The sequence below is a fragment of the Lactobacillus sp. UMNPBX17 genome (genome assembly GCF_002553735.1).
In the GTDB taxonomy this organism is placed as follows: Bacteria; Bacillota; Bacilli; order Lactobacillales; family Lactobacillaceae; genus Lactobacillus; species Lactobacillus gallinarum.
On sequence record NZ_PCYT01000017.1, the window covers coordinates 1 to 12,052 of the forward strand.

The 12,052-nt window shown below is 37.4% G+C and carries 13 protein-coding genes and 1 other annotated feature; of the genes, 4 read left to right on the top strand and 9 right to left on the bottom strand.

Going from position 1 to position 12,052, the window contains the following annotated elements:
- Positions 1–58 precede the first annotated feature (58 nt).
- Entirely contained in the window at positions 59–2,395 is a 2,337-nt protein-coding gene (locus CP368_RS04170; RefSeq protein ID WP_098045780.1) for an ABC transporter ATP-binding protein/permease, read from the bottom strand.
- Between the two features lie 24 nt (positions 2,396–2,419).
- Positions 2,420–3,523 carry a YdcF family protein gene (locus CP368_RS04175; protein ID WP_098045781.1) on the bottom strand — a complete coding sequence of 368 codons (1,104 nt, stop codon included), beginning with the start codon at positions 3,521–3,523 and terminating at the stop codon, positions 2,420–2,422.
- Between the two features lie 88 nt (positions 3,524–3,611).
- On the opposite strand from CP368_RS04175, the gene CP368_RS04180 reads away from it, so the two are divergent.
- A complete protein-coding gene (locus CP368_RS04180) occupies positions 3,612–4,268 on the top strand; it encodes a CPBP family intramembrane glutamic endopeptidase (protein ID WP_098043937.1) in 657 nt (218 codons plus the stop codon).
- A gap of 119 nt (positions 4,269–4,387) precedes the next feature.
- Here the strand turns inward: CP368_RS04180 and CP368_RS04185 are convergent, their stop codons facing one another.
- The gene (locus CP368_RS04185; protein ID WP_233185795.1) at positions 4,388–5,065 is read right to left on the bottom strand and encodes a hypothetical protein; all 678 of its coding nucleotides are present in this window, start codon (positions 5,063–5,065) and stop codon (positions 4,388–4,390) included.
- On the opposite strand from CP368_RS04185, the gene CP368_RS04190 reads away from it, so the two are divergent.
- On the top strand, positions 5,036–5,731 hold the full coding sequence (locus CP368_RS04190; protein ID WP_233185796.1) for a M13-type metalloendopeptidase: 696 nt from the start codon (positions 5,036–5,038) through the stop codon (positions 5,729–5,731). The two genes, CP368_RS04185 and CP368_RS04190, sit on opposite strands and share 30 nt — an antisense overlap.
- 57 nt (positions 5,732–5,788) lie before the next feature.
- On the opposite strand, the gene CP368_RS04195 is transcribed toward CP368_RS04190, so the two are convergent.
- The 3 genes from CP368_RS04195 to CP368_RS04205 form a co-directional block, all read right to left on the bottom strand.
- Entirely contained in the window at positions 5,789–6,007 is a 219-nt protein-coding gene (locus tag CP368_RS04195; RefSeq protein WP_025005996.1) for a hypothetical protein, read from the bottom strand.
- A gap of 242 nt (positions 6,008–6,249) precedes the next feature.
- Positions 6,250–6,531: a hypothetical protein gene (locus CP368_RS04200; protein ID WP_098043939.1), complete on the bottom strand. Its 282-nt coding sequence runs from the start codon at positions 6,529–6,531 to the stop codon at positions 6,250–6,252.
- Positions 6,528–7,385 carry a helix-turn-helix domain-containing protein gene (locus CP368_RS04205; protein ID WP_098043940.1) on the bottom strand — a complete coding sequence of 286 codons (858 nt, stop codon included), beginning with the start codon at positions 7,383–7,385 and terminating at the stop codon, positions 6,528–6,530. Before CP368_RS04205 ends, CP368_RS04200 begins: the two co-directional genes overlap by 4 nt.
- Before the next feature lie 91 nt (positions 7,386–7,476).
- On the opposite strand from CP368_RS04205, the gene CP368_RS04210 reads away from it, so the two are divergent.
- Positions 7,477–8,106, top strand: coding sequence for a DUF4097 family beta strand repeat-containing protein (locus CP368_RS04210; protein ID WP_098043941.1), 630 nt, complete (start codon positions 7,477–7,479; stop codon positions 8,104–8,106).
- 4 nt (positions 8,107–8,110) lie between these two features.
- The gene (locus CP368_RS04215; protein WP_098043942.1) at positions 8,111–9,679 is read left to right on the top strand and encodes an ABC transporter ATP-binding protein; all 1,569 of its coding nucleotides are present in this window, start codon (positions 8,111–8,113) and stop codon (positions 9,677–9,679) included.
- A gap of 39 nt (positions 9,680–9,718) precedes the next feature.
- Here the strand turns inward: CP368_RS04215 and CP368_RS04220 are convergent, their stop codons facing one another.
- From CP368_RS04220 to CP368_RS04230, 3 genes are all read right to left on the bottom strand, one after another.
- On the bottom strand, positions 9,719–9,988 hold the full coding sequence (locus tag CP368_RS04220; protein WP_087176272.1) for a Txe/YoeB family addiction module toxin: 270 nt from the start codon (positions 9,986–9,988) through the stop codon (positions 9,719–9,721).
- Entirely contained in the window at positions 9,975–10,283 is a 309-nt protein-coding gene (locus CP368_RS04225; RefSeq protein WP_003625002.1) for a type II toxin-antitoxin system Phd/YefM family antitoxin, read from the bottom strand. The genes CP368_RS04220 and CP368_RS04225 overlap by 14 nt, the downstream gene beginning before the upstream one ends.
- Before the next feature lie 130 nt (positions 10,284–10,413).
- Entirely contained in the window at positions 10,414–11,583 is a 1,170-nt protein-coding gene (locus CP368_RS04230; RefSeq protein ID WP_025005990.1) for a cation:proton antiporter, read from the bottom strand.
- Positions 11,584–11,622: 39 nt separating this feature from the next.
- Positions 11,623–11,679, bottom strand: a sequence feature (sodium ion sensor (DUF1646 type); this cis-regulatory element may regulate processes involved in with the transportation of sodium ions).
- Positions 11,680–12,052 lie beyond the last annotated feature (373 nt).

The following is a 12,052-nucleotide window of genomic DNA, read 5'->3' on the forward strand; positions in this document are numbered from 1 at the left end:
AGGAAATCATCGTTCTTTTTTCATGTCTTAGGAATTAGTTTTTTCCCAGACACTTTTCTTATTCGCTTCTAAGCGCGATAGCCGCGTCCTTTTTAGCTGCCATTCTAGCAGGGATGTGACCACCAATTAAAGTTAATACGGTTGAAATAATAATTAAAATCAACGCAGCTTTTGGATCAAGCTGAGCAACATTAGCTAAATCGGTAATCTTATAAATCACGCTGTTGATTGGGAATGTTAATAGGTAAGCGATGAAGACACCGAGCACACCAGAGAAGACACCTAAGATGAAGGTTTCGGCGTCAAAGACGCGAGTGATATCTTTCTTGCGAGCACCTAAAGCCTTCAAGACACCAATTTCCTTGGTTCTTTCGAGAACTGAAGTGTAGGTTAAGATACCAATCATGATCATTGAAGTGATCAATGAAATTGCGGCAAAGGCAACTAGGATAGTCGTAATACCGCCAAGCAAACCACCGGTCATAGTCGTTACGGCACTAGACATATCGGTGTAGATGATCTTGTCGGTCTTCTTTTTGCCCTTGTTCCACTTATCAAGGTAATCAAGAACCTTGTCCTTGTCATCAAAGTTGTTAGGGTAGATCATGATGCCAGTAGGGATGCTTGAACCACCTAAGGTTTGCATGATCATCTTCTTTTCATTAGCCTTCATGCTTTGTCCAGTTAAAACACTGCGGTTAGACTTCTTTTGAGCCTTCACGATGGCAGAATTCTTGTTGTCGTTGATGACATCTTGAGAAAGCTTGTCGCTATATGCGATTCCCGTTGATAAAAGAGCCATCGAATCTTCATTCTTAGGTCTAATTACCCCAGTTAGCTTCAGCTTGGTACCGCCGTTGTACGTTGCTGAATTAGCTTTCTTAGGAACAAACATCCCCGTAGGTAATTCTTGGTAGTAGTCATTATTATCAACGATACTGAATTCTTTACCGATTAGCTTACTAAATTTAACACGTTCTTTGTTGTCGACATCAAAGCCAAGATTCTTCAAAGAATTAATGTTAACGGTATTTTTATTGTCGGTTACTAAAACGAGGTCAGTAGTTTTGCTTGGCCAATGACCAGAGAGCAACTGATAATTTTGCTTCAAGAATGAGCCCTTCTTTTTATTTAAAGCGGTAGGAAAAACAGAGGAACCAATTCCCATCGAACTCATTGCCTGTGAGCGCATTGCTGACATCGACGCACTTTGATCAGGATCTGCATTTGAGAATTGAACGCGCTCTACCTTGCCATTGACTTTAGAAAGCAGGTTTAAATTAACTGCTCTTTGATAGGAAACATTGTTGGCATAGTTAGGATTGATCTTTTTAATGTAGTCAACGTACTTTTCAGTGATCTTGTTAGTATGCTGCGCTTCCTCACTAGGATCCTTTTTCGCCGTGACATAGCCCCGATTTTTAACATTTTTATCTGAATCTTCGCGGTTATTCATCGAAGTCATATCAGTAGCCGTCTGCGAGATTGCAATCGGGTACTTGGCTAAAGCCTTACTCATGGTTGTATTAATTTGCTTTTGAAAACCGTTAGAGATCGAAAGCACGACAGCAATAGAAATAATGCCGATACTGGAGGCAAAAGCAGTTAAAATAGTTCGACCTTTCTTGGTCATAATGTTGGTAAAACTAAGCTTAATTGCGTTCCAGTAAGACATCTTGGTCCGCTTTAGGTTGAAAGTATCTTTTTCATCCTCTGGCTTAAAGGGCTCGGAATCATGTTGAATCTTGCCATCTTGGAAATTGACGATTCGAGTAGCGTATTTTTCAGCTAATTCCGGGTTGTGCGTAACCATGATGATTAAACGATCCTTAGAAAGCTTCTTGATCAATTCCATGATTTGTACAGAAGTTTCCGTATCAAGCGCACCAGTTGGTTCGTCACAAAGCAAGATATCGGGATCATTGGCAATCGCACGGGCAATGGCAACACGCTGCATCTGACCACCAGATAGTTGGTTAGGGCGCTTGTTGATATGCTCTTTTAATCCAACTTCAGTCAATGCGGCAATGGCTTTTTCATGCCGTTCCTTTTTACCAACACCGGATAAATTCATCCCCAATTCAACGTTAGCAATGATTGATAGGTGGGGAATTAAATTATAATTTTGAAAAATAAATCCGACGCTGTTGTTGCGGTAGGCATCCCAATCGGTTTCCTTAAAATTCTTGGTTGATTTGCCGTTAATGATCAAATCACCTTTGTCATAACGGTCAAGTCCGCCAATCACGTTCAACATTGTCGTCTTACCAGAACCACTTGGTCCTAAGATGGCGACAAATTCCTGATCTCTAAACGAGATCGTTACATCATCTAGGGCATGGGTGATATTGTCTCCAACCTTGTATGATTTAAAAATGTGTTTTAGTTGTAGCATTCAGTCCCTCTCTTCTAAATAGTTTTAGATCATACTAAACTTAATATTACCTGTCGCAACTAAGATAGCTTGTAAGATAAAGAATAAAACTATTACTCCCATGATAACGAAATGATGGCGTTTATGCATGACAAACACTCCGGCAAATTCGCGAATGATAGCGTTAGGCAGATAGTAAAAACGAGTAAAAGCACCGACACCGTTGGCTTTTAGGCCCACTTCTTTAGCTAAAAGCGCCGCTCTAAAAATATGGTAGTTGTTACTAAAAAATTTGGCTTTAAAATTACTACCGCCAAAGTCTTTAGTAGCTAATCTCTTAGAAAAAAGCATATTTTGGTAGGTGTTTTTGGATTTATCTTCAATTAGCAAGTGGTTAGTCTTAATACCCCGTTTTCGGGCAAATTTTGCCATTGCTACGGCTTCGGGTATCTTTTCATCAGGTCCTTGACCGCCTGACATGATGATAATAGGGCGCTTCCTGCCTTTTTGATATTGGCGGTTAGAGTATTGGATAGCCCGGTTGATGCGAGCCGCAAGGAGCTTAGAAACGCGATCACCGTTAATTAATCCAGCACCTAGTACTATTAAATAATCTTGCTTGTAACGGCGTGGGTAGATTTGATATAAGAGCAGATTGACCAAGAAATTGTATAAAACTAAGCCTAGGTAAATAGCGATAGCTGGAATTGAGGCAAGTAAGACGCTGAGCCAGCGCGGTAAGTATTGTCCTGGGCCGAATAAAAACATCAGACTCAGAATTAAAGCAACGAATCCGAAAATTAATGTTAAAAGGTTAGGCAACGTATGACTCTCATATTTCCAAACAAAGTAGGCGTTCCAAAATAGAAAAAACCAAGCGAAGATTAATAGAGCAGTAATTAAGAAAAATGCCGCTAAGACTAATAAATCATAGGCTCGTTGCAAACCGTGACTCGTGCTTTTATGCACCATAACGGTGATCCAAATTACTACTGAAGCAAGAAAAATGGTAAAGAACACGCCATTAATTAAACGACGTGGTTCAACTAGCCATGAGATTAAAAAGACAAAGAACATGACTAGCATGAAAACTGAGATGTAGAAAAATTCGCCTCGTCTCCCAAAAAAGGCGATGATTTCATTCAACATGATGCCCCCTCCTTAGTCATTTTGAGTTATTTCTATTATAATGGAAACAATAGTTAAAAGATGAAAGAATCAAGGTGTTGATAAGAAAATGGCGAAATTTTGGCATTACCTGGGAAATATTGCGGGAGCTATTTTGTCGCTCGCTTTATATATCGAATTGCAAGTATTTTATTTTTACCCACAAAGAATTAGATTAGATCATATGCGTGCGTTAGTGACCGCGCTGGTAACGGTGATCGTACTCTTCGTAATTTTCAATCTGTATAAGCGGCAATTGAAGGAGCACAATGATTGGGGTTTTAATCAGGCGCCACACTGGGATATGCGAAGAATCGGCATTGCAATAATTGGTTTTGTTCTGATTCTTATTGTCTCAATGGTGATGTTAAGCTTGGTTGGCCGAGGCGTTTCGAATAATCAACAAGCATTGAATAAGATTGAGCTGCATAGTAAGGGCTTGTTTGAAATTATGGTGGTCTTTATTGCGCCGTTTTGTGAGGAAGTCGTCTTTAGAGGGATGTTTTTCAATATTTTCTTCACGAAGAAAAAGATTACGAATAAGTGGCTCGGCATCATTGTTAGTGGCTTCTTGTTCGCTTATATGCATGATCCGATGCTTAGCAAGTTTATCTTTGTATATTGGGGCTTAGGTATGGTGCTAGCTTGGGTCTACATGCAGACGAAGGACTTGCGGTACTCGATGCTGGTGCATATGTGTTATAACGCTATGGGCTTTATTGGATAGAGTGAAAATTAGAGTATATAAAAATCCCGTTACATCAAACGTAACGGGATTTTTGATTGCTAGTGAAATTTACTTCTTCATTGCAGCGGCTTGTGCTTCTTCTGGAGTGTTAGATGGGGTTAAACCAATTGAACATCACTTGTTTTGACGTATGCTCCCTTATCGTAAATGGTTGTATTGGCGCCTATTTCATATGATGCATATTGTATATAGTCTATTTCGTAGCCTTTAGTAAACGGTGAGAGGTGGTAAAATTCTTCTATTTTATTTTCACTTGGAATCCAAATGTAAACTAGCTTATCTACTTTCCACCACTCATAGTTCTTCTTCATTTTTGCATTCAATGATACACCATTACCATTGTACAGGTCGGCAGCTTTAGGGAATTTAACAAGTGAGTAGTTTTCTAAATCATAGTTATGAGCAGTTATCTTAGATGCCGGCGTAACTCCCATTGAATATAACCAATTATTGGTTCCCTTAATCCGATAAATTGCCTGATCTCCACCAAATTGTCCAATATAACTAGCTACTTTATCAGCACGACTGCCTTTTTCTAGATAATCAACAGTAAACTTCTCTTCTGGAGTCGCTGTTCTAACTTCAATTACTTTACCAGAATTATCAAAAGTAATAATTGGAGTACTGTAATTTGCATCTACAGTTACGGTAGTTTCTTCATTACTTGTTTTAGTATTATTATAGTTAAAATCGGATATCCTACTAAGCTGCCAGAGGTCTACGATCAAATTACTCTCGGTAATAATTTGTACGATAGCATTCGTAAGATTAGACAAACTAAGCAAGCATTTAACATTACAAAATTGAACCAAAAATTTGATCGTCAACTTTGGGCTGAAGATATGCCTGCGATGATCATTAACGCTGGGTATGCACTTACTAATAATGACATTACTTTCCCTGCTGCCATTTTTCAAGCACCATTTTACAGTTCTGAGAATACCAGTAGTGAAAACTATGGTGGTATCGGTGCTGTAATTGCTCATGAAATTAGTCATGCTTTTGATCCGAATGGTTCTAAATTTGATGAAAAAGGTAATTTACGTGATTGGTGGTCAAAAGAAGATTTCGAAAAATTTGCTGAATTAGCACAAGCTGAAGTAAAGCTATTTGATGGAATCCAGATTGGAAGAACCAAAGTCAATGGTCATCAAACCGTGGGAGAAAATGTCGCAGATCTCGGTGGATTGACTGCTGCCGTTAAGGCATGTGCCGAAGAAAAAGGTAATTTGGCCGAATTGTTTGAAAATTGGGCACGTATCTGGCGTAGAAAGATGGGACCTGAGGTTAGACAGACCTTGGCAGAACTTGATCCACATGCTCCTGGAGAGATGAGAGCTAACGTTGCGGCTCAATGTTTGGATGAATTTTATGAAGCATTCAATGTCAGTGAAAACGATGGTATGTGGCTAGATCCAGAGCAACGAGTAAGAATCTGGTAAAATTATTGAAATAATGTTTGACTCCATAGTAAAAGGCTCCAATTGGAGCCTTTTTAGTTATTCAATTTTGTCATTGATTAATTCAGATTTAGATATTTTCTTGAACTTATAAAGCTTCCATAACAGACAAACAATATCAATTACAATGTAGAATAATCCAATCTTAATGCCAGTTTGTAGCCATGACCAGGGAATTAAATTGATAAACTTAAGACCGATTAATAGAATTACACCACCGATGATACTGCCTAATAGATCTTCTTTAATTTTCTTCATCCTATCCCTCAATCATAAAGTATTTTTTAGAAGTATATAATGAGCCAAAATCTAACATTAGTTGCAACGCGTCTGATACAGACACGAGGCGTCTCCTTTCTATTAGGATGTTGGCATGAGTCAAAAATCACTCATAAGCACCATCTCCTTCAAGGATAGCCACCGCTTCAGCTTTTCTACAGATAAAATTATACTAAATCCAAATATACGTTCACAAGCGAACACGAAAAATCGTTCTAACGTTAGTGGGAACGATTTTCTTTTCCATAAAAAGAACGCAAAATTAGCCAAACAATAGTGGCAAAGACCGCAATATCAAAGCTCCAAATGCCAGGATGAAAGCCACTAACTAATGGAATAAAGCCAATAATAGCAACAAATTGATCATGGATAGCAGGTAGGTGTGGATCTTGCATCCAGCCGTAAATTTTGACTGCCATGAAAATAATAGTTATGACCCAGGCAATAATTGCAATGATTGCGGGAATCTTTTTAGCTAAGCGTATTTTCTCTGTAGAATTCATTCATCGTCCTCCCAAATTTGTTTAACATCCTTGAAGGCTTCTAATAATTGTTGTGCATGTTGTGAGCAGTTTAATTGTATCAAATTATTGAATATTGCTAGAACTGGCTGTTCATCTCCAGTATGACAATAGTCGATGACCCGTTGTAAAAAGGTTAAGGAGAGATCAAAGAACATGAAATGAGGCGGAAGTTCAACCCTACGCAATTCATCTAATAGCTGTTGTGCATAGTCTAGTTTCTTTTTAAAGATAAAAGCAATAACAGTGTCCGAGAGACCGCCCATAAAGATTGTGAGATTATCCCTCAAATCGTTCACTTGGTCAAAGTTATGAACGATTCGCATAGCGATCTTGAAACCAATTTCGGAATTCAACAAGAAAGGTGAATTGGCAAACAAGATAATATTATATTTTGACCAAACTGTTGTGTGCAGTAGGTAAGAACCAATTCTTTGAATATCAGCAGTGGTCAAGTAATTCTTCCCATCAATTAAAAGCAGTTGGTTACAGACTAGCATAATATTCTTTAATTCAAGGATGTTTTTGCTAGCGTGATATTTAGCTAAATGAGCCTGCACGTATTTACGTAATACGGGAACGTCTTCATCCTTGATTGCCGCAATTATTTCATCAGGCAGTTCAAATTCCGCTTCGATATTTGCACGTTCGGTGAATTCATCTAGCGTAATGTTAATGCGCTTAAGTAACGCAATTGCCGTACTGAATTCTACTTCTACCTGGTTGTTTTCCCAGCGAGAAAGTTTAGAAATTGAACAAATTCCCTGGCACGCCTCAGTTTGCGTGATTTCTTGTCCTTTGCGTAAATCTTTATAAACTGAACCATATTTAAACATGTCATACCTCGATTTGCAGATCTGCAAATTCCTTACATTTTCATTCATTATCCTGCGATACTAAGAACAATTCAAGTAGCGAGGGATAGAAATGAAAAGAGGAATGAAAATGTTAATTTTGGCTATTGTAATTATGTTAGTTATCTTAGGAATTTTAAAGGTGCAGGATATGAATAAAGCTAGTTCAGAACAAGTAGTACAAAAAGTTTTAACCAACCGCAAATTTAATCAAGTAAAAGTTGATACCAGTAATGCCAATATTAAAGTCAAACAAGGCAATCATTACCGTGTTCTTTTTGAGGGAAGACATAAGTTGCTTCCAAAAGTTGAAGTCAAGAATAAGCAATTAATTGTTGAAGATAAAGATGGTATTAAGGTAGTTAATAGAAATCTCTTTGACTTATTCAAAAAACATTCTGTAGTACCGCAAATTACGATTGGACTGCCAGATGAAAAGTTGAAAAATATTGAAATCGATGATTCTAACCGTAGCGTTACGGTTCAAGGCATTGCTGTTAGTCAAGGTGAAATTGATCTTTCAAATGGTAATATTATGGTCGATCATAGTACAGCTGACGGTTATGATCTGGATACGTCGAATGGACACGTTGAGATAAATGGTTCAAATAAAGGCGACTCTTACAGCAAAAATGACAAGGCGCGAAGAGTATTAAGTATTGATAATTCAAATGGTGACATAACGGTAAGTTACAGGGGATAGAAATATGATTTACAAATACTCTTCACATTCTAAATTCATCAGCATGATTATCTTCGGCTTAATTGCCAGTATGCAACAGATTATCGTGGCTTATATGGTGCAGGCATTGACTAATATTGCTACGCAAAGAAGCTTTAATGACTTACCGCAAATTTTGCTAATTGCTGTTAGCGGCTTATTGATTACCTTTTTAGCTTCACTTATTTTCAATCGCTTAAAAACAGGTGCGATTCAGGAAGCAAATACTACTTTACGGCTTGGCATCTTAAAAGGGATGCTTAAACAATCTAGTGATGAAAATACTACTAGCTTAGGTTATCTAACTACAGATTTTAAGCTCTTAGAAACTAATCGCTTTGATGCAGAAATTGAAATTATGATGCAAGCGTACATGATTATTTTTGCATTAGTCTATGCATTGTCGGTTAACTGGTTAGTAACCTTGCTTTTTCTAATAGGTTCATGCTTACCGATGATTGTATCCAGCCTTTTTCAAAAGAAAATTCAAACTGCTTCCGAAAATTGGACCAACGCCAATGATAAGTATGTTAGTCATATCAAGAATTTTTTAGCCGGTAGTTCAACATTCAAGTTGTATGGCAAGCAAGATAATGCTGTTAAGAAGAGTAGGGTATTTGTTAACCAATTAGAAGCAGCACTGCGCAAGATGAATTTACTGAACTTGGACACAGTTTCATGGGTCAGCTTGATTGCTAACTTGTTTACCTTTACAGTGCCATTCTTAGTAGGGATTTACATGGTAGTTAATGGACAAACTACATTGGGTGCATTATTTGCAATTGTGCAGTTGTCGAATTCTTTTGTTAATCCAATTTTGACAATTTTAGAAGGTCGCAATAAGTTATCAACTACTAAAAAGATTGTTGCTAAAGCTGAAAAGTATATTGCCGAAGGTAAGAAAACTGAAGACGTTTCTGAAAATGATTTTAGTGAATTGGAAGTGGATGATTTAACTTTAATTAGAAAAGATCAGGAGTTGGCTAGACGTCTTAATTTAAAGATTAAGGCTGAACAAAAAGTAGCAGTTATTGGGCCATCGGGTACCGGGAAATCAACGCTTTTGCAATATTTAATGACAGGAGAATTCGGTCAGGCTAAAGATATTATTTTGAATAATAGCCAAGCTAAGGCTGGAGAATTTGCTAATATCTTTTCATACGCTAGTCAAAGTCCAGTGATTTTTGCAGATACCTTGTGTTTTAATTTGACACTAGGCGCAGATATTTCCCGGGAAATGGTAATGGAAGTCTGCACCAAGTTGGGACTAGACACCATCGTGAAAGAGAAGGGATGGGATTATTCTTTAGGGGATAATGCGGATCAATTATCAGGCGGGCAGCTGGCAAGAATTGAATTAGCTCGGGCCATTTTAATGAAGCGGCCAGTGTTGCTGCTTGATGAAATTAATGCATCTCTTGATAAAAAGACCTCAGATCAGATTCATGATTACTTGTTAGAGTCTGATTTGACCTTTGTGGAAGTAATTCACCATTATGAACCAGAAGAGTTACAGAGATATGATCAAGTAATCGATTTAGAACAGTTTGTTTAAGAATATGAAAAAATCCCCGACGTTTTTGTCGAGGATTTTCTATTTAGAATAGTGATATTTTAGTTGCCATATTTGAAGTTCTGTTGCCGTAACTGAATAAACCATACGATCTTTGTGATTAATTTGTCGAGACCATGCACCGCTTAAATTTGCCTTTAAAGGTTCGGGTTTTCCTTTTCCAGTGAATGGATGGCGTTGACAATCTTTAATGAGGCTATCGATTTTCTTGGAAGTTTTTTTATCTTCTTTCTTCCACTCTAGATATTCATCCCAGGCATTATAGTTAAAATTTACGTTAAGCTTCGTCATCTTTAGTTAGAGCCTCGAATTCTTCTGGAGTTAAGATTTTGTTTCGGGTGTCTTTATTTTCAAACGATTCTTTAGCTTCCGCTAATGCATCACGATTTGCCTTAGTCCCTAGAAGATATGAGGTCTCTTGCCATGAATCATATTCTTTTTGTGAAATAATTACGACGTTTTTGTCTTTAGGACGAGCAACGATAACTGTAGTATCATAGTCATTAATGTCATCAGCAATTTTTTTAAAGTTATTACGTAAGTCACGAGCAGTAACTGCTTTAATATTATTTGGTGTTTGTAACATGTTCTATCATCTCCTAACAGTATTATATTATGTAGGCTAAATTGTGTCTACACTTTATAATTAAAAAATCTAGTATTTGTTCACAAGCGAACATGAAAAAATCCCCGACGTTTTTGTCGAGGATTTTCTTTTACATAAATTCTTTACTATCTTTTTGTTTCTTAATGAAATAATTCAAAATAAATGGTGAAAGTACCGTTGTAACGATGATTACCAAAATCAAGCTTGAGTAAATATCTTCAGGGAAGAGGTGATGGGTAATCCCGATCTGTGCCACGATTAAGGCAACTTCACCACGAGAAATCATACCGGCACCTACAATGTTACCCTCATTTTTAGTAAAGCCGAAGACTTCACTTGAGTATTTACCAGCCCAGAATTTAGATAAGAGAGCTAAGATTGTCATTACGATAATGAACCAAATATCCTTGAAGAAGCTCTCAAAGGTCATTGAAAGACCGATGTCGGCAAAGAATACCGGAATAAAGATCGCATAACCGATTGCGGAAACTGAAGAGTGAACTTCTTTATATTGTGGCGTCTGTCTAATAGCCAAGCCACCAAAGAATGCACCTACAACGGCAGATAATCCAACAAAGTCGGCAGCCCAAGCCATAGTTAAAGCTAAGACAAGCGAACCGATAACTACAGAGTAGTCAACATCGATTTTTTCGGAAGCCTTCATAAAGTATGGGGCAACGAACTTAAAGATGACCCAAACAACTACAAAGTAGACAATTTCAATCAAAATATTGATAAAGAAGTTGTTAGTTAAACCGCTCTTACCGCCTTCGTGACTGAAAGTAGTGAACAAACTTAAAACAACTACGGCTAAGATATCATCAACTACAGCCGCACCTAAAATTGCTGTACCGGCACGGGTATGAAGTTGTCGTGCTTCTTGCAATACTACAACCGAAATTGAAACACTGGTTGCCGCAAAGACAATTCCGATAAAGAGTGCCTCAAGTGGCTTCATACCGAAGAAGTAGCTGGCAATTCCCATGAAGACAACTGGTAAGATAACCCCGACACTAGCGACGGTGAAACTTAATTTGAAGTATTTCTTTAGTAAATCGAGGTCACTTTCCAGGCCTGCTAAGAACATTAACAGGATAACCCCGAATTCTGAGAATAGACTGACAATATCGTTTGGCGTTACCCAATTTAGGATAGCTGGTCCAAGTAAGATTCCTGACAATAATTGTCCGATAACTGCAGGCATATTAAAGCGAGCAAAGAGCTGACCTAATAAGACTGTAGTTAATAGGATTAAGATTAATTCCCCTAAAAAATGCATGTATTCCCTTTCTATAAAAAAGCAAAAAGCCTTCAAGGTGCCTCTTGACCCAAAGAAGCAAATCTTGAAAGCTTTTATTCTGATAAAAACCCAACCACTAAATGAAATATTCAGTTGAGTTTAATTTTAATATTTTCCTAAACTAGATGCAAATTAGGTTGCAATTAAATCAATCTTCGCGATAACTTTTTTCCTTGCCAAACGGTTCTTCTTTAATATAAACTGTCCATTTTCCGTTTGATTTTAGGGCACTGATTGAATATTTATAAGGCGTTTCTAGATCATCATGTTTGCCTATCTTATATCCAACTTTGTTGAAGAGTTGTCTATTCTTATTCAATGTTTTTTGATTAGAAAATGAACTTTTATATTCATAGATGTGAAAGAATTTTATTCGAGCTTTTACGGGCTCAAGACTAATTGCATTTTACTGTATGCAATATTTTCTTGATGATTAACGTATAACTCG